Here is a 21,238-nt window from a genome sequence, read left to right as displayed (position 1 = left end):
ATGCAATGACGACAGAACCCCAGGACGGTATGCCCGAGAACGGCCAGGCTCAAGATGGCCTGCCCACCCAGCGATCGGCTGCCCGCACGCTGGCCGTGCCCGACGGCGCCACCGCCAGCCTGCTGCACACGGTAGAGCGCTGGACGGCACATGGCTGGCTGCGCAGCCTCGACCAGGCGCTGGTGCTTTTTCTGCGCGAACTCGATCCCGCCGCATCACCGCTGGTGCTGCTGGCCGCCGCGCTGGCCAGCCACCAACTGGGCCGGGGCCATGTCTGCCTGGATCTGCAGGCTACCCTGGACAATAGCCGTTTTGCGCTGTCGCTGCCGCCCGATACCGTGGCGCAGGGGAGTGGCGCCACCGAGCCCACGCCCTTGCCGTTGCCCAGCGAGCTGCTGGCCCAGGTCAACCTGCTGCAGTGGCAATCGGCCTTGCAGGCGAGCGCACTGGTGGCCGCACCTGGCAAACCCAGCCAGGGCGGCACGCCGCTGGTGCTGCAAGGTGATCGCCTCTATCTGCGCCGCTACTGGCAGTACGAGCAGGATGTGGCGCAGGCGATTGGCCAGCGCATCACTGCCAGCCAGCATCTGCGCCAGGGCCGCAGCGCCGCGCAAGACGCGATGCTGCGCCAGGCGCTGGACCAGCTGTTTCCAACGGCGGGTAATCCGATTTCCGATGCGCCGGACTGGCAGAAAATGGCCTGCGCCTTGGCGGCCTCCAGCGCCTTTTCCATCATCACCGGCGGCCCCGGCACCGGCAAGACCACCACGGTGGTCAAGCTGCTGGCGCTGCTGCAGAGCATGGCGCTGCAGCAGGACGGGCGGCCGCTGCGCATCTGTCTGGCTGCGCCCACCGGCAAGGCGGCAGCGCGCCTGTCCGAATCGATCGTGCAGGCCTTGCAGCGCCTGGGGGATGCGCAGCTTCCTGCGGTGCCGCCAGCGCCGGGCAGTGGTGAGGCGCGCAGCCTCAAACCGCTGATCCCTACGGAGGCCCAAACCCTGCACCGGCTGCTGGGCAGCCGGCCCGACAGCCGGCATTTTCGCCATGATGCCCAGCACCCGCTGACGCTCGATGTGCTGGTGGTCGATGAGGCCTCGATGGTCGATCTGGAGATGATGGCGGCCTTGCTGTCGGCCCTGCCGCCGCAGGCCAGGCTGGTACTGCTGGGCGACAAGGACCAGCTCGCATCGGTGGAGGCCGGCGCGGTGCTGGGCGAGCTCTGCGCCCAGTCCGAGCGGGGCCTTTATTGGCACGAAACGGCGCAGTGGCTGCAGCAGGTGACTGGCCAGCAGGTGCCCGCCGAGCTGCAGGACATAGCAGGCAAGCCGCTGGACCAGGCAGTGGCCATGCTGCGGGTCAGCCACCGCTTTCATGCCGACAGCGGCATCGGCCAGCTAGCCGGCGTCGTCAATACCGGGCGGCGCAAGGCGATCAAGCCGCTGCTGAAAGCGGGCTACCCCGATCTGGCCGCGTATGCGGTGCCGGATCTGACGCATTCGTCGCTGGCCCAGCTGGTGCTGGATGGCGGCGGCAAACGTTTTGTCGACAGTGCGGCCAAGCGCGATGCGGGGCCGGTGGGCTATGGCCACTACCTGCAGGTGTTGCGCGAGATGCCGGCCAACCCCAGCCCGGAGGCCTTGAACCCATGGGCGCTGCGCCTGTTGCGGGCACATGGCGAGTTTCAGGTGCTCTGCGCGCTGCGCAGCGGGCCCTGGGGTGTGGAAGGGCTCAATGAGCGCATTGCCCAGCTGCTGGCCCACCGCGAGCTGATTGCGCAAAGCAGCGGCTGGTATGCCGGCCGCCCGGTGTTGGTGACCCGCAATGACTACAGCCTCAAGCTGATGAATGGCGATATCGGCATCACGGTGCAGATGCCGGCGGGCCAGGCGCTTGACGCTGGCGGGGCAAGTGGCGCCGCGGTAGCGCAAGGCGCGCTGCGCGTGGTGTTTGCCACCAGCGAGGGCCTGCGCTGGGTGCTGCCCAGCCGGCTGCAGGCGGTCGAGACGGTGTATGCGATGACCATCCACAAATCACAGGGCTCGGAGTTCAACCATGCGGCCGTCGTATTGCCGCCCAGCCTGTCGCCGATCATGACCCGCGAGCTGGTCTACACCGGCATAACCCGGGCCAAGCGCTGGCTGACGGTCGTGGCTGGCGGCAGCAGCAATTTCGCGGTGCTGGAAGAGGCGACGGAGCGCCAGGTCCGGCGCTCAAGCGGATTGCGACAAGGTGAGTTGTAGCCGTTGGTGCTAGCGCTTGGGGCTTGTAGAGGTCGCAGGCCAGTGCAGCAGAGCAGGGCCGTTTGGAGCAAAGAGCGTCGCAGCGGTTGCGATAGGCGAGTGCGCATCGGCTGCGGGGGTTTCATCGAAAAAATGCGTGGCTGTGCGAAAAGATCGTTGGCTGGCCATAACGACCCTGGAGCTGAACGGGCCCCAAGAGTCGCCCCACGATGAAACAATCACCGTTGCGAGGGCGCTGGGCATGTGTGCATGCGCAACGCCCCTGACAGCGGCGATGGGCGAATAATAACACTGAATGAGAATAATTATCAATACTGGTATTGATATATGCTTCTGGTTTGCTGGATTTGTGTAAGTTTTTGTTTTTGGTTGATTTTTCTTGACCTTTCCCCTGGAAATGGGGATGCAGCGTTCAGGAAAATTTGGTAACTTCGCCGTATCGATAAAAAATATTGCGGGAGTTCCAACCATGTCCGGTTCCAGTTACAGCTTCAAATCCACAGCGCTTGCGATGCTGGCGCTCACGGCATCGGCCTGGGCGCAGGCTGCCTGCTACACGGTCTATGACAGCAAGAACGAGGTGGTGTATCGCAGTGCTGAGCCCCCGGTGGACATGTCCAAGCCGCTGCACCAGACGGCAAGCGAGCTGCCCAGCGGCAGCCGTGTTGTCTTTACGCCCAACCATGCCGTATGCGTCACCGAGGTGCATGCACTGCCAGGCGGCAAGAAGCTCACCTCGAGCAGCGCCAACATGGTCACTGACCAGCTGAGCCTGGGCAGCATGATCACGGCGCAGTAAATAGGCAGCGGTGGCGGCACACCGTGGCGTCCATGCATGGCAGGCAGCTCGCAGGCTGCCTTTTTTGCGTCTGCCTGCGCCAAATTGCCAGAGGTTGGCCGCAGGCCATTGCCCAGCCTGCGAAAATACCGGGATGAGCCAAGCGCAGACCCCACAGAATATTCCCGAATCCCCCGATGCCGCCGAAGCGGCGCAGTTCCCCGCAGATGCGTTGAAGATCGTGTCCATGGACATGGACGCCCAGGGCGTGGCGCGCCGTGCCGATGGCAAGGTCGTCTTTGTCGATGGCGCGCTGCCTACCGAATGGGTGAGCGCCAAGACGCGGCGCAAGAAAAACAACTGGGAGCAGGCCGATCTGCTGCAGATCCACCGCGAGTCGTCGCAGCGCGTGCGGCCCGGCTGCCCCAACTTTGGCCTGCATGCCGGCGCCTGCGGCGGCTGCAAGATGCAGCATCTGCATGTGGGCGCGCAAATTGCCACCAAGCAGCGCGTGCTCGAAGACAACCTCTGGCACCTGGGCAAGGTGGTGGCTGAGACGGTGATGCGCCCCATCGAGGGGCCCAGCTGGGGTTACCGCTTCCGCTCGCGCCTGTCGGTGCGCTATGTCGCCAAGAAGGGCAAGGTGCTGGTGGGCTTCCATGAGCGCAAGAGCCGCTACATCGCCGACATGGAAACCTGCAAGATCTTGCCGCCGCATGTCGACGCCTTGCTGATGCCCATGCGCGCGCTGATCGGCAGCCTCGATGCCCGCGAGACCTGCCCGCAGATCGAGGTCGCCTGTGGCGACCAGGTCACCGCGTTGGTGCTGCGCCACCTGGAGCCCCTGAGCGAGGCCGATCTGCAGCGCCTGCGCGATTTTGCCGCAGCCCACAAGGTGCAATGGTGGCTGCAACCCAAGGGGCCGGACACCGTGCACCTGATGGATGGCGTGGGCGAGCAGCTGTCCTATGCGCTGCCCGATTTCGGTATCACGATGCCGTTCAAGCCCACCGACTTCACCCAGGTCAACCCCCACATCAACCAGGTGCTGGTGACGCGCTCGCTGCGCCTGCTGGATGCCAAGAAGACCGAGCGCGTGATCGACTGGTTCTGCGGCCTGGGCAACTTCACGTTGCCGATCGGCACGATGGCCGGCGAGGTGCTGGGCATCGAGGGCTCCGAGACCCTGGTGCAGCGCTCGCACGAGAACTATGCCGCCAACAATGCGACGCGCCCCGAAGGCAGCGCGCTGGCGCCCACGCGCTTTGTGGCGCGCAATCTGTTCGAGATGACGCCCGAGATGCTGATCGCCGACGGCCAGGCCGACAAGTGGCTGGTCGACCCTCCGCGTGAAGGCGCGTTTGCGCTGTCCAAGGCGCTGGCCGACATCCACAAGGCGCGCCACCAAGTGCCTGATACCGCCCCGCTGCCTGACAGCGCCAAGGACTGGACACCGCCCCAGCGCATCGTCTATGTGAGCTGCAACCCCGCGACGCTGGCGCGCGATGCCGGGCTGCTGGTGCACCAGGCCGGCTACCGCTGTGTGGCCGCAGGCGTGGTCAACATGTTCCCGCATACCGCCCACGTCGAGAGCATGGCCGTGTTTGAATGGGATGGCCATGCACCGTCGGTCAAGACCGAGGGGGATGCGGCCGACGTGGAGACGGCCGCCGTGGACACGGCCGACGCTGCCGAGCCGAGCGCTGCGCCAGAAAACGCAGCAGCCTGATGACGACAGGGTATTACCCCCGTTTTAGGCACAAATGCTGTGATGCCTGTGCTTGATTAGGGCGGTGAAATACCGTTAAGCTGGCAGGCTGAACAACCGGGTTTCCCGAATATTTTCCAAGGAGTTACCATGAAAACCAAAGCAGTGCTGGAGTTGGCCGATGTCAAGGCGGTGTTGAATGCGGCCGAGGCCGAAGCGGTCAAGAACCAATGGATCGTCAGCATTGCGGTGGTGGACGACGGCGGCAACCTGCTGGGCATGATCCGCCGCGATGGCGCAGCTCCCGTGTCCGCCCACATCTGCGTGGCCAAGGCCCGCACCTCGGCGCTGGGCCGCCGCGAGAGCAAGGGTTTTGAGGACATGATCAATGGTGGCCGCACCGCTTTCCTGAGCGCTCCGCTGATCGACGGCATGCTCGAAGGCGGCGTGCCGATCATCAAGGATGGTGAATGCCTGGGCGCCGTGGGCGTCAGCGGTGTCAAGGCACCTGAAGATGCACAGATCGCCAAGGCGGGTATTGCAGCCCTGGGGCTGTAAGGCATAGCCCTTGCGCCTTGCCAAGGTGCAAAGGGCTCCGGCCCATCAACGACGAAGCGGCCACTGGCCGCTTTTTCGCGTCTGAATGTGTAGCTGGGGCGTCAAACCAGCGCAGGTGCGGGCGCCTGCAGAAAGTGCGTGGTGGGCTCCGCACTGCCATCGTCGAGCATCAGCACCCGCTCGGGCCAGCGCAGGGCGGCGAGCTTGAAGTCCTTCTCGGGTGGCTGGCCCGCGAGCCGGGCCGTCCAGCGCGCGCCCACGGAGAAGTCCACGCAAAAGACATTGCCGCGCAGGCCATGCCAGGCATGCGGGTTGATGTCGGCGAACAAATCCTGGTCGCCCTTGCCCAGCATCGAGCGGTCGAGCTCATGGATGCGGCGCCAGTAGTGGCCGACGATGACCGGTGTGTTGTCGGTATAGGTATCCCACCAGGCAACACGCTCGACAAAGCGCCATTTGCCGCCGGCATAGAAGGGCTCGCTGCCGCGGCGCTCCACACCGCAGCTGAGCACCTTCAAGGGGTTGTACTGGGATTTGTTCAGCTCGCTGTCGGCATGCGCGGGCATGAACGGGGGGCAATGGGCGCCATCTTCCAGGTGGTAGGGCCAGGCCTGGTTTTCGGCCTTCAGCCGGGCTGGAATGCCCAAGGTCTTGGCGTGCAGGTAGGCTTCTTGCTCCAGGCGGTCATAGTCCTGGGCGACATGGCCGGGCCGCAGTGCGCGGGCCTGGTTGATCTTGTCGTCGATCCAGGCGGCATGAACGATGCGCAGGTCCGCGCGCTCCAGAGCCAGCGGCAGCTGGCGCAAAAACGGCAGCATTTCTTCATCAAAAGCCTGGTCCGCGCGTACATAGGGCGCGTACTTGCGATTGTCAGCCTCGATGCGCTCGTCAAAGTACCAGCCCGAGCCGTCCTTGGCATCTTCGCGCAGCAGGTTGATTTCATGGTTGCCGAGCACTGCGCAGGCATGGCCGTTGTCTACCCAGCGGCGCACCAGCGCCAGTACGCCGGGGCTGTCCGGGCCCCGGTCGCAGAAATCACCGACAAAGACCAGCGTGCGGCCTGCCGGGTGGCCACCATCTTTGTCATAGCCCAGATGCCGAACCAGCGACTCCAGTGCCTGGCGCTCGCCGTGCACATCGCCGATCACATCCAACGGGCCGGCGGGCAACGCTTGTACCAGGCTCATCGTCACAGTGTTCCGTCTTGTTGCAGCGCCCGGTGCTTGGGGCCCGGCGCGCCGCAGATTGCTATTCGATGAAATCCATTTTGCATGAATTTGCTGCGCCGCACCAGCGTGGTGCCATCGGTGAGCGCGTCTCTCAGGCGGGCTGGCGCTGGTAGCAGACAAACGCAAAGGGCAGGCCATTGCTGCTGGTGTGGCGCTCACGCGAGACCTCCTGCCACTGGCTGCCGAGCACCGGCGCATGGGCATCGCCGTCAAAATCCTGGTCGATCTCGGTCACCCAGACTTCGTCGGCCAGGGCCAGCGACTGGGCATAGATCTGCGCCCCGCCAATCACCCAGACGGGCTGGCCCAGCGCCTGGGCCGTGGCCAGTGCCTGCTCCAGATCGGCGGCGACGTGGACACGTTCACTGGCCGGGCTGGGCTGCCAGCCGCTCTGACGCGTGACGACCACATTGTCACGGCCCGGCAGCGGGCGAAAGCGCGGCGGCAGGGAATCCCAGGTCTTGCGGCCCATGACGACGGTCCCCCCAGCGGTCTTTTGCTTGAAAAAGGCCATGTCCTCGGGCAGGTGCCAGGGCAGCTGGTTGTCGCGGCCAATCACGCCATTGCGGGCGCGGGCAAAGATCAGATGGATGCGGGCTGGGGTCATGGCGTGCGGGCCACCCAACGCGCAATGGCGCGCCGGCAGGCCTGGTAGAGGGGGTGTTCGATCGCGTGGTAATACAGGGCCGACAGCGCGACCAGGACTGCCAGCACCAGCAGCAAGCTGAGCGAGCGGTGGGGAATGTCGAGCGCCAACGACGTGGTGGCGCGTTGCACGACCTGGAAGAGCAGCAGGTGCAGCAAATAGATCGCAAAGGAATAGTCCCCGAGCCTGGCGAGCAGCTGCCATGCCCGGTGCTGGGGCGTTGGCAGCAGCAAAGCTGCCCCTACCAGTGCGGTGGCGGCAGCCCCCACCAGCAGCGCGCGGTCCGCCCAGTGGAAAAAACCGACGATGCCAGGTGCGTACAAGGTGGCGCTGTGGCTGTAGTACACCGCTGTGGCGCCCAGCAGCGCGCTGGCCAGCAGCCAGGCGTACCAGCGCTGCTGCGGGTGGCGCTGCAGAAAGCGGTACATGAAGTAGCCGGCAAAGAACTCCAGCACCAGCGGCGCCGCATAGAACCAGACGAGTGGCGTGGCTTGCGAAAACATATCCGGGCGGTAGCGACCCGTAGCGGCGTAATACAGCACCAGCGCAACGATGACCATGGCCCATCCCGCCAGCGCGCGGTCACGCCAGAGCTTGGGCAGCAGCAAACTGGCGCCGATGACGAGATAGAAATATAGCTCGTAGACCAGGGTCCAGATCACCGCATTGATATGCAGGCTGAAATTGGCCGGATAGAGCAGCGCCGACGACAGCAGGTTCACATCCGGCGGCATGGCGCCCAGCGCTTGCAAGCCCACCACATAGAGCAGCATCGCCGGCCACCAGCCGGTGTAGATGCGGGCAAAGCGGGTGGCGACAAACTGGGCGGAAGGACGCAGGCCGGTGGGCGTGTTGCTGGTGGCCAGCGCCATGATGACGCCGCTGATGACAAAGAAGATGTCGACACCGACAAAGCCGCCCTCGGCAATGGCGCGCAGCCAGCCAGGAAGCTCGGGGAAGAAGCTGTAGGTCCGCGCATGGTAGAGCGCCACCCACAGGGCGGCAGCAAAACGCAGAATCTGGATGGACTGGATCATGGCACGGGGGTGGGCGCAGGCGGTCAATGCCGGGCAAGCGCTGCAGCGGGCGCTGGGATGCGCATCCGCTGGCAGTGCTTGTCACTTGCGTGCCGTCAGGGGCGGTGTCCGCTCAGCGGAACAGCACGCCCGCTTCGTCCGGGTGCCAGGCAGGGTATTTTTCCATCACCTGCTCGAACAGCGCCGAGTCGGTCAGACGCAGCAGCCAGGCTTGCAGATGGGGCCAGGGGTGATTCTGCCATGCCGCCTCATCGATGCCGGCAAACTGGCGCACAAAGGGGCGGATGGCCATGTCGGCCAGGCTCGGGTCGCGGCCAAACAGGTAGCCGGTCGCCGCCAGCTGCTGGTTGAGCGCACCCAAAAAGGTCTGGGCGGTGGCCGCTGCGGCAGCGGCGTCTGCTTGCGGGTAGCGGCTGGGGTATTTGCAGCGGTCCAGCGCGGGTTTGAATTCGCTGTCATGGCGGGCGATCAGCGCCTGCATCTCGCCCAGGCTACCGGCAGTGGGGCTGAGCCACTGGTCGGGGTCATTCTGGCGCAGCGCCCAGAGCATGATCTCCAGGCTCTCTTCGAGCACCGTGCCGTCGGCGAGCACCAGCACCGGCACGGTGGCCTTGGGCGATGCATCCAGCAGCGCCTGGGGCTTGTCCTTGAGGACGACCTCGCGCAGCTGGCAGGCAATGCCGGCATAGGCCAGCGCCAGGCGGGCCCGCATCGCATAGGGGCAGCGGCGGAACGAGTACAGCACCGGCAGGCCTTGCAAGGCCTGCTGCTGCGCGGCGATCTTTTGCTGGCGCGATTGCTGCGAGCTGGCCTGGGTGTGGCCCAGATGGGTGTTACCGCGCTCCTGCGCCAGGTCCATCTGCCGCTGGCGCTCGGCCAGCGACTGCAGTTGCTCAGGCGTGCGGCTGCCGTGGCAGTAGGGGCAGCTGACGCCGCGCACATAGTGGGCATGGGCCAGCTCGGCCGCGCCCAGCGGCATGCGGCAGCTGCGGCACAGCTGGTGGGGGCCGCGCACCAGGCCGTGGCCGACGGAGACGCGCTCGTCAAACACAAAGCAGTCGCCCCACCACATCGATTCGTCCTCGGCCACCGTTTCCAGGTACTTGAGGATGCCGCCTTCGAGGTGGTACACCTCCTCAAAACCCTGGGTCTTCATGTAGGCGGTGGATTTTTCGCAGCGGATACCCCCGGTGCAAAACATTGCCACCTTTTGCTTGCCATGCAGCGCGCCGCCGGGCTGGGACTGCTCGGCCACCCATTGCGGAAACTCGGTAAAGCTCTTGGTGTGCGGGTTGATCGCGCCCTCAAAACTGCCAATGCCCACCTCGTAGTCATTGCGCGTATCGACCAGCACCACATCGGGCTGGCTGATCAGCGCATTCCAGTCCTCGGGCTTGACATACTGGCCGGCATTGCGCGCGGGGTTCAACTCGGGCACGCCCAAGGTCACAATCTCCTGCTTGAGGCGCACGCGCATGCGGTAGAAGGGATTGCTGTCGGCATAGGCCTCCTTGTGTACCAGGTGGGCCAGGCGCGGGTCACGCTTGAGCCAGTCCAGCACCGCTTGCACATCGGCAGGCAGCCCGGCAATCGTGCCGTTGATACCTTCATGGGCCAGCAGCAGCAGGCCCTTGACCTGGTGCTGGTCACACAGCGCCTGCAAGGGCTGCTGCCACTGGGCAAACTCGGGCAGGTCGATGAACTGGTAAAGCGCGGCGGTGAGGTATTGCTGGGACATGGAGAAAATCTGCGAAAAATACGCGCCCCTGTGGCCGTATTTTTCGGGGTATTGCATAGGAAAAGCCAGGTGGACTGGAGGAGGGCCCTTCGATCCACCAACTTGGGGTGGCTGCAGGGGGCTGGCGCCGGCAGGGTGGCCTGCGCAGGCATCCCCATGGCGGGCGGGCCGCAGTCCAACGGCTGAACATCGTACTGTATCTGAATCGCCCATTTCTAGACCTGGATCAGCAAAATGGCCCAGCGTGCAGGCGTAAAAAAGCCCGGCAGGGCCGGGCGGGTTTTGCAGCAGTTGCGCGCTTGCTGATTACTTGGGGCTCAGGCCCGTGATGTCGTAGAAGTTGATCTTGCCGCCACCGTCAAAGACGCGGTCGCCAGGGTTGATGCCGGCAGGGCAGGCGCCCAGGTACTCGCCCTTGATATTGCGGGTGGTCTCCACGGTGCTGCCATCGGGCATCTGCTGCTTGGTGACCGACAGCACATGGAAGTTGTGCTGGAAGTCGCCGGTGATCTTGCGGCTGCTCTCGATGCGCTGCTCGGTCTGGCCCACCTTGCAGTTGGACGTGAATTGCCAGCCATTGCTGTCTTTCAAACTCGCCGTCTTGCATTGCTGCACATCGTACTTGGCCTTTTGCAGCTCACGGGTCTTGTAAAAGGTGTCCTTGTCCATGCAGTCCTGGAACTGGACGGTCTGGCCATCCTGGTCTGTGGAGCTGATCTGCCAGTGGCCTGACTTGGGGCGGGGCAGGTCTTCGATGTCGCCGGTGGAGGCGCAACCGGCTGCCAGCAAGGCGGCGGCAACGGCGGACAGGGAGGCGAGGTAACGGGTAGAAAGCATGGATGTCCTCTCGGTGGTTGTCATGCAGCATCGCTGCAGCGTGTTTTTGTACAGGAACGCGTTGTTACTTTATATCCTAGGCGGGGCGCTGCCCGCACATTGTCTGACAAGGGCCGGGCCGCGTGTAGGAGAGCACCCGGCGCGTGCTTACGGCAGCGGTTTTGTACGCTCTTCGGGGTGCTGATCTTGGCCACATTGCTCCAATAGCCAGCGCTCGAAGGTCTGCATCGCCAACGAAGGGCTGCGCGATTTCAGCTGGGTGAGCCAGTAGCTGCCGGTATCCAAGGTCTGCGCAAGCGGCGCGACCAGGCGCCCCGCCTGCAGATCACGCGAAAACAGGCGCAAGGGCAGCAGCGCGACGCCCAGGCCCTGCGCTGCCGCCTCGGCCAGCGTGAGGGATGAATCGAACACCGTGCCGCGCAGGCTGGGGCAGGCGAGCTTGTTCTGGGCGAACCACTGCTCCCACTCGCCTGCGCGGTAGGTGCGCAGCAAGGTCTCGCGCGCCAGGTCGGCCGGCTGCTGCAGGCGTGCGGCGATCGCGGGCGCGCACATGGGGGTCAGGGGCGCCTGCAGCAGCTGCCGGGCCGACGTGCCATGCCAGGCGCCGTCGCCAAAGCGGATCGCACAGTCCCAGCCTTCGCCGGCCAGGTCCACCCGGTTGTTGTGGGTGAAAAGGCGCAGGTCGACAAAGGCATGGGCCTCCTGAAAAGCACGCAGCCTGGGCAGCAGCCAGCCCACCGCAAAAGTGCCCACAACGCCGACCGAGAGCACCTCATGCGGCCGCCGGTCCTGCACCTGCGCCAAGGCACGCGACAGGCTGCCAAAGGCCTGGGCCACCACCGGCACCAGAGCCATGCCTTCATCGGTCAGTGCCAGGCCGCGCGGCAGGCGGCGAAACAGCGGCTTGCCCAATTGGTCTTCTAGCTGGCGAATGTGCTGACTGATGGCGGCCTGGGTCACATGCAGCTCCAGCGCCGCACGCGTCAGATTGAGGTGGCGCGCGGCGGCATCGAAAGCGCGCAGGGCATTCAAAGGCAGGTGCATAAGCTATAAGTTTTTCTTGTGGGTTTTCTTGGTTTTCATCGTTGGTCAAGCGCGCGGGATATCGGTAAATTTACGCCTGTCCGCTGGATAACAACGAATTTTAAGGATTGAAAACCATGTATAGAAGAAAGTTTTTCTTGACTATGGGTGCGGCCAGCTTGATCGCCACCTCCGCGCGCGCCTGGGCTGCTGCGCCATCGGCAGACAAGGCGGCAGCGCGCCAGTTTGCCCAGGCCATGCAGGATCTGGAGCGCTCGGTGGGCGGGCGCCTGGGCGTGTCTGCGCTCAACACCGTGACGGGTGCGGCGCTGGGCTGGCGCCAGAATGAGCGCTTTGCGATGTGCAGCACCTTCAAGATGCTGCTGGCCGCCCAGGTTCTCTCGCGCGTCGATGCGGGCCAGGACCGGCTGGACGCTGCGCTGACGTTTGACCGGTCGGTCCTGGTGGAGCATTCGCCGGTGACCGAAAAATTTGCTGGCAAGGCTCCGATGACGGTCGATGCGCTGTGCGACGCCATCATGACGGTCAGCGACAATGGCGCTGCGAACCTGCTGCTGGAGCGCGTGGGTGGCCCGGCGAGCTTTACCGCCTACATGCGCAGCTTGACTGACCCGGTCACCCGGCTGGACCGCATCGAGCCTGCGATGAGTGAATCCAAACCCGGCGATGTGCGCGATACGACCAGCCCACAGGCGATGCTGAGCAGCATGCGCGCGCTGACCCTGGGTACGGCCTTGAGCCCCGCCAGCCGCGAACGGCTGGTGGGTTGGATGGAAGCCAATACGACGGGCGACCACTGCCTGCGCGCAGGCGCCCCGGGCTGGAAGGTGGCGGACAAGACCGGGTCCGGACCTAACACCCGCAATGACATTGGCCTGCTGTGGGCGCCCGGCGCTGCGACGCCGATTCTGGTGACCAGCTACTTGACCGAATGCAAGGCCGAGCCCAAGGCGCGCGATGCGGCACTGGCGCGGGTGGCCGCCGAGCTGGTCAAGCTTTGGGGCTGATTGGGGATTGAATGGGGGATGGATCGGGCGCTGATCGCCTCGATTCAAACCAAACTGCCCCTTGCCAGAGGCAGTTTGGTGAGGGGCGCTGCCGGTGCAAGCAGGGCCCCTTGGCGCATTAACGCCAGGCGATCACAGGTACTTCACCAGCACCTGGCTCTTGCGGCTCCAGTTGTACTTGGCCTTGCGCTGCTCGGGCAGCCAGTCCGGGTCCACCGGCTGGAAGCCGCGCTTGAGGAACCAGTGCATCGTGCGGGTGGTGAGCACAAAAATGCTCTTGAGGCCGGTGGCGCGGGCGCGCTGCTCGATGCGCTTGAGCAGTTTTTCGCCATCGCCCGTGCCCTGGCTCTGGGGCGAGACGGTGACAGCGGCCATTTCGGCGGTGCCCGCTTCCGGGTAGGGGTAGAGTGCCGCGCAGCCGAAGATCACGCCATCGTGCTCGATGATGGTGTAGGCGGAGATATCGCGCTCGATCTCGGTGCGGCTGCGTTTGACCAGCGTGCCGTCCTTCTCGAAAGGCTCGATCAGCTGCAAAATGCCGCCGACATCATCGGGCTTGGCCTCACGCAGCTCTTCGAGGCGCTCATCGATCACCATGGTGCCAATGCCATCGTGCACATAGATTTCCAGCAGCAGCGCGCCATCGGTCGCAAAGGGCAGGATGTGGCTGCGCTCCACGCCTTCCTTGCAGGCCTTCACACAATGCTGCAGGTAAAAGCCCACATCGGTGGGCAAGGTGGCGGGTGGCAACTGGGCAAGCAGCTTTTGTGCCACATCCAGCGGCAGCTCGGTGTCGACCGGGTTGTCTTCTCCTTCGGGCTCCAGCGGGTTCAGGCGAATGCCGGCCACTTCGGTCAGGAACATCAGCTTGTCGGCTTTGAGCTCAATGGCCACGCGCGTGGCCACTTCTTCCATGCTGAGGTTGAAAGCCTCGCCCGTGGGCGAGAAACCAAACGGCGAGACCAGCACCATCGCGCCCATGTCCAGGGTGCGGTGGATGCCGCCGACATCAACCTTGCGCACCAGGCCCGAATGCATGAAATCGACGCCATCGACAATGCCGACCGGGCGCGCGGTGACAAAGTTGCCCGAGATCACGCGCACGGTGGCGCCGGCCATCGGTGTATTGGGCAGGCCCTGGCTGAAGGCCGCTTCAATCTCGAAGCGCAGCTGGCCTGCGGCCTCCTGGGCGCAGTCGAGCGCCACCGAATCGGTCACCCGGATGCCATGCGAGTAGCGCGGCGCATGGCCCTTGGCCGCCAGCTGCTCATTGACCTGGGGCCTAAAACCATGGACCAGCACGATCTTGACACCCAGCGCCTGGATCAGGGCCAGATCCTGGGCAATCGATTGCAGCTTGCCCGCTGCAATCGCCTCACCTGTCACGCCCACTACAAAAGTCTGGTTGCGAAACTTATGGATATAAGGCGCCACCGAGCGGAACCAGGGCACAAAGGTGAAATTGAATACAGCGGACATGGGGGTGGGGTGGGGGTATTTCCTAGAAGCACGCCAGATCGGCGTTTTGCGGCTGCCGCTATTGTTATACAAACATCACGCGTCTGCATGCAGTTCGCTACGGAATGGGGCCTGCGGTCATGGGAAAAATCCATCGGCGCCGCCCTGTCCATTTTGGCTGGCGCAAAGTGGAGGTTTCGCAATCACAAACGGCGCAGGTGTGGGCAAACCGGCGCGCCGGGCCGATGATGGCGGTTTTGCAAAAAATAGTCAGGAGACAAGCATGACCACCACCATGAACCGCCGCCAGCTGCTGGCGCTGGGCGCAGCGCCTCTGGCCGCCGGCCTGCCTTTGCTGCATGCGGGGGCTGCGCATGCGGCCGACTACCCGAGCAAGCAGGTGAAGTTCATCGTTCCCTTCCCGCCGGGCGGCCCGGTCGATACGACCGCGCGTGCCTTTGTGCCGCCGCTGGGCCAGCTGTGGGGCCAGGGCACCTTTATCGACAACCGCGCTGGCGGCGGCGGCATCATTGGCGCGGAGACGGCGGCCCGCCAACCGGCCGACGGCTACAGCCTGTTTGTCGGCGCAATCCACCATTCGGTCAACCCCTCACTGCATCCCAAGCTGAGCTATGACATCCAGAAGGACTTTGTGCCGGTGAGCTTTGCGGCGATGTTCCCGGTGTTCCTGGTGGTCAACCCCAGCGTGCCAGCCAAGAACGTGCAGGAGCTGATCGCGCTGGCGAAAAAGCCGGGTAGCAACCTGGCCTTTGCCTCATCGGGCAATGGTGGCGGCACGCACCTGGCCGGGGAGCTGTTCAACATGCATGCGGGCACCAAGCTCTTGCACATCCCCTACAAGGGCAGCGCCCCGGCGATGACCGATGTGCTGGGCGGGCAGGTGGCGATGATGTTCAGCGATGCGCCCACCGCCATCGGCCATATCAAGAGCGGCAAGGTGCGCGTGCTGGGCGTTGCCAGCCCCAAGCGCTCGGCGCTGATGCCCGAGGTGCCCACCATTGCCGAGCAGGGCTTGCCCGGTTACGAGGCCTATTCCTGGGCGGCGCTGTTTGCGCCGGCAGGCACGCCCAAGGAGATCGTTGCCAAGATCAATGCCGATTTCAACCAGGTGATGCGCGCCCAGGAAGTGCGCCAGCGCCTCTATGTGGCGGGCGCCGAAGCCGACCCCGGCACGCCCGAGGAGATGGCGCAGCGCCTGCAGTCCGAGATCGACAAATGGGCGCGGGTGGTCAAGGCCGCGCAGATCCGTATCGATTGAGCGGGAGGCTGCGCGGGTTGATGCACTGCATGGTGCAGGCATGCACAATGGAGGCATCTTGTACTTGCAGACCGCCTCTATGGACCTGATCTCTGGCAGCGCCGACCCCCATTTCCAACCGGTGGCGCTGGAAAAAGCCTACCGCCTGCTCAACCACGGCCCCACGGTGCTGGTGTCCGCCGCCCATGCCGGCGAGCGCAATGTGATGGCCGCCGCCTGGGCCTGCGCGCTGGACTTCACACCGCCCAAGGTGACCGTGGTGCTGGACAAGGCCACGCGCACCCGCGCGCTGGTCGAGGCCAGCGGCCGTTTTGCGCTGCAACTGCCCACCGTGCCTATCGCCGCCTTGACCGTGGAGTTGGGCACCATCAGCGCGCTGCAGCAGCCGGACAAACTCGCCCAGTCGGGTGTGCAGCTGTTTGAGGCGCCCGGCCAGCAAACGCCCTTGGTGGCGGGTTGCGCCGCCTGGCTGGAGTGCCGCCTGGTGCCCGAGCCCCACAACCAGCACAGCTATGACCTGTTCATTGGCGAGGTGACCGGGGCCTGGGCCGATGACCGGGTGTTCCGGGAGGGCCACTGGCATTTCGAGACAGCGCCGCAAGACCTGCGCACTTTGCACTATGTCGCGGGTGGCCATTTCTATGCGATTGGGGAGGCGATTGATGTGCCCGTGCCCAAGGCGTGATCGCGCGCCTGGCTGCATCCGCGCCAGCTTTGGCGCTGGGTGGGCCTGATGTTTCTGATCTTTGCCGCCCTCGTTGCCGCGCTGTTGGCCGTGCTGGGTTGGCGCAGCCTGCGCAAACGTCGGCAACTGCGCTTTTTGCAGCAATACCGCTTTGATGCTGCCTACCGCAAGGCGCTCTGGCGTGACTACCCGCATCTGAATGACGCGAGCCTGGCGCAAGCCGAAGAGGCGCTGCGCCAGTTTTTCATCATGCACTGGCTGTCGCCCCGCGCGCAGCTGCAGATGCCCTCGCGCCTGGCCGATGCGCTGTGGCATGCCTTTATCCTGGACACCCGGCGCTATCAGCAGTTTTGCCAGCAGGCCTTTGGCCATATGTTCCACCATCTGCCGGCGCAGCCAGCCAGCGCTGGGGCTTCGCAGAACCAGGCAGCAGCTATGCAGCCAAGCTGGAATGCAGCCATGCAGACTCGGCGTTATATGGTGGGTGCGCTGCTGGGTGGCATACCGCTGTTGTTTGCGCTAGATGCCGCTGCCGCGATAGACGACGGCTGGCTGTACCCGCCGGATTTGCTGGGCCAATGGGCTGCGGCATTTGCGCAGGCAGCAGCGGCGGCGAGCAACAGCACCGACAACACATCCAGCGGGGTCTCGGGCAGCGACCACCGTGACGACAGCGGCAGCGCTGGCGATAGCGCCGATGTGGCGAGCACCAGCAGCGGCGCGGACAGCGATGGCGGCGCGTCCAGCTGCAGTGGCAGCAGTTGCGGCGGCAGCAGTTGCGGGGGCGGCAGCAGCGATTGAGCGGCAAAGCCTGCGTGGGCCCAAGGCGTTGTTGCGGCTTCGCAACCGGTGGGCGGCTGCTGCGGGGATAATGCTGCCCCTATGTCGCTCAAGATTACGTTTCCCGAATCCCTGCCAGTCTCCGCCCGCCGTGATGAAATCATGGAGGCCATGGACCGCCACCAGGTCATCATCGTCTGCGGGGAGACCGGATCGGGCAAAACCACCCAGTTGCCCAAGATTGCGCTGGCCCTGGGCCGCGGCAAGGTCAATGCCGCCCCCAATGACAAGGGGGAGGTGCGCGGCCATTTGATCGGCCACACGCAGCCCCGCCGCATTGCGGCCAGCAGCGTGGCCAAGCGCATTGCCGAAGAGCTGCAGACGCCGCTGGGCGATGTGGTGGGCTACAAGGTGCGTTTCCAGGACCGCTTGTCCAAGGACGCCTCGGTCAAGCTGATGACCGACGGTATCTTGCTGGCTGAGACGCAGACCGACCCGCTCCTCAAGCAATACGACACGCTCATCATCGACGAGGCCCATGAGCGCAGCCTCAATATCGACTTTTTGCTGGGCTATCTGCGCCAGCTCCTGCCCAAGCGCCCCGATCTGAAAGTGGTGGTGACCTCGGCCACCATCGATGCCGACCGCTTTGCCAAGCATTTCGCCGGCCCGCAGGGCCCGGCGCCGGTGATCATGGTCTCGGGCCGCACCTTTCCGGTGGAGATGCGCTACCGCCCCTTTGAAGATGCCAAGGACTACGACCTCAACGATGCGATTGCCGATGGCGTCGATGAGCTGTGGACCGGCGGGGCCGGCGGCGATATCCTGATTTTTCTGCCGGGCGAGCGCGAGATCCGCGAGGCCGCCGACCATCTGCGCAAGCACCTGCAGCACTCACCGGTGCTGCGCAATGCCGAGGTGCTGCCGCTCTTCTCGCGCCTGTCGCAGGCCGAGCAGGACCGCATCTTTGAAGGCCATACCGGCCGGCGCATTGTGCTGGCCACCAATGTGGCCGAGACCTCGCTCACGGTGCCCGGCATCCGCTATGTGATCGATGCCGGCACGGCCCGGGTCAAGCGCTATTCCTTCCGCAGCAAGGTCGAGCAGCTGCTGATCGAGCCCGTCAGCCAGGCGGCGGCCAACCAGCGTGCTGGCCGCTGCGGCCGCGTGGCCAACGGCATCTGCATACGTCTCTATGACGAGGCCGATTTCCAGTCGCGCAGCCCCTTTACCGATCCGGAAATTCTGCGTTCGTCCTTGGCCGGCGTCATCCTGCGCATGAAGGCCTTGCGCCTGGGCGATGTGGTGAATTTTCCGTTTCTCGAAGCACCGTCGGGCCGCGCGATTGCCGACGGCTACCAGCTGCTCGCCGAGCTGGGCGCGGTCGATGAGCAAGGCGAGCTGCTGCCGATGGGCCAGGCCTTGTCGCGCCTGCCGCTGGACCCGCGCGTGGCGCGCATGATTGTGGAGGCGCGCGAGCGCGGCGCACTGGCAGAGGTGCTGGTGATTGCCTCGGCGCTGAGCGTGCAGGATGTGCGCGACCGCCCGCTCGAAGCCCAGCAGCAAGCCGACCAGCAGCATGCCAAGTTTGACGACGAAAAAAGCGAGTTCAGCGGCTACCTGCGGCTGTGGAAATGGCTGCAGGATGCGCGTGGCGGCAAGATGGTGGCCAAGAGCCGCAAGGACATGGCCCAGCAAGCAGCCCCCGCCAAGGGCCAGGCGATAGGGCGCAATGCCGCCTTTTTGCCGGTGGCCCAGCGCAGCACCGGTGCGACTGCATCGGTGGAGTCCGCCGCGCCGCTGGCCGCTTTCACGCCGCAGGACAGCGTGGTGGCCGACGAGGCCAGCCACAAGCTCAGCAACCGCCAGTGGGAGCAGCTGTTGCGCCAGAACTTCATCAATATCCGCCGCGTGCGCGAGTGGCGCGACATCCATTCGCAGCTGCTGACGGTGGTCAAGGAGCAGCGCTGGCCGATGAACGAGGAGGCCGCTGGCTACGAGGCCGTGCACCTGTCGATGCTCTCGGGCCTCTTGGGCAATATCGGTTTCAAGACCGAGGAGGGCGATGGCTACCTGGGCGCACGCGGCATCCGCTTCCACCCGCACCCCGGCGCGCACCTGTCCAAAAAGCCAGGCCGCTGGATTGTGGCGGCCGAGCTGGTCGAGACCTCGCGCCTCTACGGGCGCGGCATTGCCGCCATCGAGCCCCAGTGGCTCGAGCAGGTGGGCGCGCATCTGCTGCGCAAGCAGTTGCTGGACCCGCATTGGGAGAAAAAGCAGGGCGAGGTGGCTGCCTATGAGCGCGCCACGCTGTATGGCCTCGTGGTCTACAGCCAGCGCCGCATCAGCTACGGCAAGATCGACCCGCAAGGCGCGCGCGATATCTTTATCCGCCAGGCGTTGGTCGAAGGCGATTGGGAGACGCGCCTGCCGTTCTTGCAGGCCAACCAGAAGCTGATTGCCAAGGTCGAGGAGCTGGAGCACAAGAGCCGCCGCCAGGACGTGCTGGTGGACGATGCGCTCATCTATGCGTTCTACGACCAGCAGATTCCGCAAGATATCTGCACGGGCCGGGCGCTCGAGCGCTGGGTCAAGGACGAGAGCGCGCGCAACCCTGATCTGCTGCGCCTCTCGCGCGATGAGCTGATGCGCCATGAGGCCGCCGGCATCACGACGGCGGCCTTCCCCAAGACCATCAAGATGGGCGGGGTCGATTGCACAGCCAGCTACCTGCACCAGCCAGGGGACCCGCGCGATGGCGTCACGGTGACGGTGCCGCTCTTTGTGCTCAACCAGGTGAGCGAGGAGCGCGCCGAATGGCTGGTGCCGGGCATGCTCAAGGACAAGATCCAGGCCTTGCTCAAAAGCCTGCCCCAGCGCCCGCGCAGCCGCTTTGTGCCACTGGCCGAAAACGCCCAGCGCCTGGCCGAGCTGCTGGGCAGCGCCGAGCGCTTTGGTGCGGGCAGCCTGGTTGAGGTGCTGCTCAAGCAGGCGCGCGACGAGACCTCGCTGGACATCAAGCGGGCCGACTTCAAGCTCGACATGCTCAGCCCGCATCTGTTCATGAACTTCCGTATCAGCGACGAGCATGGCCGCCAGTTGGGCCAGGGCCGCAACCTGGGCGCCTTGAAGGCCCAGTGGGGCGCCAAGGCGCGCGGTGCCTTCCAGGCGCTGGCCGAGCTCAAGATCGCGCCGAAGGCCGATGGCGCGGCAGCCCCGGCGCCGGCGCAAGCGCCTGCCGCCGCTGCCAAGCAAGGTGGCAAGTTGGCGGCACCTGCAGCCAGCGCTGCGGCGCACAGCAAGGCCCAGGGGCCCGTGCTTGCCGCCGACAAGCTCTGGACAGATTGGAGCTTTGGCGCCTTGCCCGAGCTCATGGAGATCAAAAAGGGCAACCAGACGCTGATTGGTTTCCCGGCACTGATCGACCACGGCAACGGCGTCGGCATCGAGGTGTTTGACGAGCCCGAGGTGGCAGCCAGCCGCCATGCGCTGGGCCTGCGGCGCCTGTTTGCGCTGCAGATCCGCGATGCGCTCAAGTACCTGGAAAAGAACATCCCCGATCTGCAGAAGATGGCGGTGGGCTATATGCCGCTGGGCACGCAGGAAGAGCTGCGCGAGCAGATCATCAATGTGGCGATTGACCGCGCCTTTTTGCAAGAGCCGCTGCCCGCCGACGCCGAGCAGTTCAAGCAGCGGGTGCAGGAGGGGCGCGGGCGCCTGACCCTGATCGCCAACGAGGTGGCGCGCATGGCAGGCGCGGTGCTGCAGGAGTACATGGCGGCGGTGCGCAAGATCAAGGACACCAAGAACGCGCCTGAGGCCACGGCCGACGCCCAGCAGCAGCTGCAAAAGTTGGTGCCCAAGAACTTTATCGCGATTGCGCCCTGGGCCCAGCTGGGCCACTATGCCCGTTACCTGAAGGCGATCACCGCACGCCTCGATAAGTACCGGGCTGACCCCGCGCGCGATAGCGCCAAGTTGAAGGAGCTGCAGCCATTGGAGCAGCGCTACTGGCGCCTGGTGGCAGAGCGCAAGGGCCAGGTCGATGCGCGCATGCAGGAGTACCGCTGGATGCTCGAAGAGCTGCGGGTGAGCTTTTTTGCCCAGGAGCTGCGCACGCCGTACCCGGTCAGCAGCAAGCGGCTGGACAAGGTCTGGCAGCAGTTGCAGCAGTAAGGACTTAGGGATACCCGGCTATGCTGCCTTGCGCAACA

The 21,238-nt window shown here is 65.0% G+C and carries 16 protein-coding genes and 1 pseudogene; 9 read left to right on the top strand and 8 right to left on the bottom strand.

Annotated features, from left to right (window positions below; translation table 11 throughout):
- Window positions 1-5: 5 nt before the first annotated feature.
- From recD to ACPEE1_RS13265, 4 genes are all read left to right on the top strand, one after another.
- Window positions 6-2,240: an exodeoxyribonuclease V subunit alpha gene (gene recD, locus ACPEE1_RS13280; RefSeq protein WP_232539331.1), complete on the top strand. Its 2,235-nt coding sequence runs from the start codon at window positions 6-8 to the stop codon at window positions 2,238-2,240.
- Window positions 2,241-2,709: 469 nt separating this feature from the next.
- The gene (locus ACPEE1_RS13275) at window positions 2,710-3,039 is read left to right on the top strand and encodes a hypothetical protein (RefSeq protein ID WP_182341100.1); all 330 of its coding nucleotides are present in this window, start codon (window positions 2,710-2,712) and stop codon (window positions 3,037-3,039) included.
- 133 nt (window positions 3,040-3,172) lie between these two features.
- Complete coding sequence (gene rlmD / locus ACPEE1_RS13270; protein WP_182341102.1) at window positions 3,173-4,747, top strand: 23S rRNA (uracil(1939)-C(5))-methyltransferase RlmD; 1,575 nt, start codon at window positions 3,173-3,175, stop codon at window positions 4,745-4,747.
- 129 nt (window positions 4,748-4,876) lie between these two features.
- Window positions 4,877-5,284 carry a GlcG/HbpS family heme-binding protein gene (locus ACPEE1_RS13265; protein ID WP_116925544.1) on the top strand — a complete coding sequence of 136 codons (408 nt, stop codon included), beginning with the start codon at window positions 4,877-4,879 and terminating at the stop codon, window positions 5,282-5,284.
- Window positions 5,285-5,385: 101 nt separating this feature from the next.
- Here ACPEE1_RS13265 and ACPEE1_RS13260 read toward each other — a convergent pair whose 3' ends face one another.
- The 7 genes and pseudogenes from ACPEE1_RS13260 to ACPEE1_RS13230 all read right to left on the bottom strand — a co-directional run bounded on the left by ACPEE1_RS13260 (window position 5,386) and on the right by ACPEE1_RS13230 (window position 11,815).
- Entirely contained in the window at window positions 5,386-6,471 is a 1,086-nt protein-coding gene (locus ACPEE1_RS13260; RefSeq protein ID WP_182341104.1) for a metallophosphoesterase, read from the bottom strand.
- A 133-nt stretch (window positions 6,472-6,604) separates the two neighbouring features.
- Complete coding sequence (locus tag ACPEE1_RS13255; RefSeq protein WP_116925546.1) at window positions 6,605-7,120, bottom strand: dihydrofolate reductase; 516 nt, start codon at window positions 7,118-7,120, stop codon at window positions 6,605-6,607.
- Complete coding sequence (locus ACPEE1_RS13250) at window positions 7,117-8,196, bottom strand: acyltransferase family protein (protein ID WP_182341106.1); 1,080 nt, start codon at window positions 8,194-8,196, stop codon at window positions 7,117-7,119. The genes ACPEE1_RS13255 and ACPEE1_RS13250 overlap by 4 nt, the downstream gene beginning before the upstream one ends.
- Window positions 8,197-8,308: 112 nt before the next feature.
- The gene (locus ACPEE1_RS13245; RefSeq protein ID WP_269780269.1) at window positions 8,309-8,956 is read right to left on the bottom strand and encodes a glutathione S-transferase; all 648 of its coding nucleotides are present in this window, start codon (window positions 8,954-8,956) and stop codon (window positions 8,309-8,311) included.
- Window positions 8,957-9,019: 63 nt separating this feature from the next.
- Window positions 9,020-9,934: pseudogene (locus ACPEE1_RS13240) on the bottom strand (rhodanese-related sulfurtransferase); the annotation flags it as partial.
- 306 nt (window positions 9,935-10,240) lie between these two features.
- Entirely contained in the window at window positions 10,241-10,771 is a 531-nt protein-coding gene (locus ACPEE1_RS13235; RefSeq protein ID WP_133248114.1) for a DUF3617 domain-containing protein, read from the bottom strand.
- 147 nt (window positions 10,772-10,918) lie between these two features.
- Window positions 10,919-11,815 carry a LysR substrate-binding domain-containing protein gene (locus ACPEE1_RS13230; protein ID WP_182341113.1) on the bottom strand — a complete coding sequence of 299 codons (897 nt, stop codon included), beginning with the start codon at window positions 11,813-11,815 and terminating at the stop codon, window positions 10,919-10,921.
- Window positions 11,816-11,931: 116 nt separating this feature from the next.
- On the opposite strand from ACPEE1_RS13230, the gene bla reads away from it, so the two are divergent.
- On the top strand, window positions 11,932-12,822 hold the full coding sequence (gene bla, locus ACPEE1_RS13225) for a class A beta-lactamase (protein WP_182341116.1): 891 nt from the start codon (window positions 11,932-11,934) through the stop codon (window positions 12,820-12,822).
- Window positions 12,823-12,954: 132 nt separating this feature from the next.
- Here the strand turns inward: bla and argA are convergent, their stop codons facing one another.
- Window positions 12,955-14,301, bottom strand: coding sequence for an amino-acid N-acetyltransferase (argA, locus tag ACPEE1_RS13220; protein ID WP_116925551.1), 1,347 nt, complete (start codon window positions 14,299-14,301; stop codon window positions 12,955-12,957).
- Between the two features lie 262 nt (window positions 14,302-14,563).
- Here argA and ACPEE1_RS13215 point away from each other — a divergent pair, with 262 nt between their 5' ends.
- The 4 genes from ACPEE1_RS13215 to hrpA all read left to right on the top strand — a co-directional run bounded on the left by ACPEE1_RS13215 (window position 14,564) and on the right by hrpA (window position 21,200).
- The gene (locus ACPEE1_RS13215; RefSeq protein ID WP_116925552.1) at window positions 14,564-15,559 is read left to right on the top strand and encodes a tripartite tricarboxylate transporter substrate binding protein; all 996 of its coding nucleotides are present in this window, start codon (window positions 14,564-14,566) and stop codon (window positions 15,557-15,559) included.
- A 79-nt stretch (window positions 15,560-15,638) separates the two neighbouring features.
- Entirely contained in the window at window positions 15,639-16,244 is a 606-nt protein-coding gene (locus ACPEE1_RS13210; RefSeq protein ID WP_116925751.1) for a flavin reductase family protein, read from the top strand.
- Between the two features lie 48 nt (window positions 16,245-16,292).
- A complete protein-coding gene (locus ACPEE1_RS13205; protein WP_116925553.1) occupies window positions 16,293-17,045 on the top strand; it encodes a glycine-rich domain-containing protein in 753 nt (250 codons plus the stop codon).
- 81 nt (window positions 17,046-17,126) lie between these two features.
- Window positions 17,127-21,200, top strand: coding sequence for an ATP-dependent RNA helicase HrpA (hrpA, locus tag ACPEE1_RS13200; protein WP_182341122.1), 4,074 nt, complete (start codon window positions 17,127-17,129; stop codon window positions 21,198-21,200).
- Window positions 21,201-21,238: the final 38 nt, after the last annotated feature.

This window comes from Comamonas sp. 23, from assembly GCF_049601575.1.
GTDB classification, from domain to species: domain Bacteria; phylum Pseudomonadota; class Gammaproteobacteria; order Burkholderiales; family Burkholderiaceae_C; genus Comamonas; species Comamonas squillarum.
This window is presented reverse-complemented; position numbering and strand designations above follow the sequence as displayed.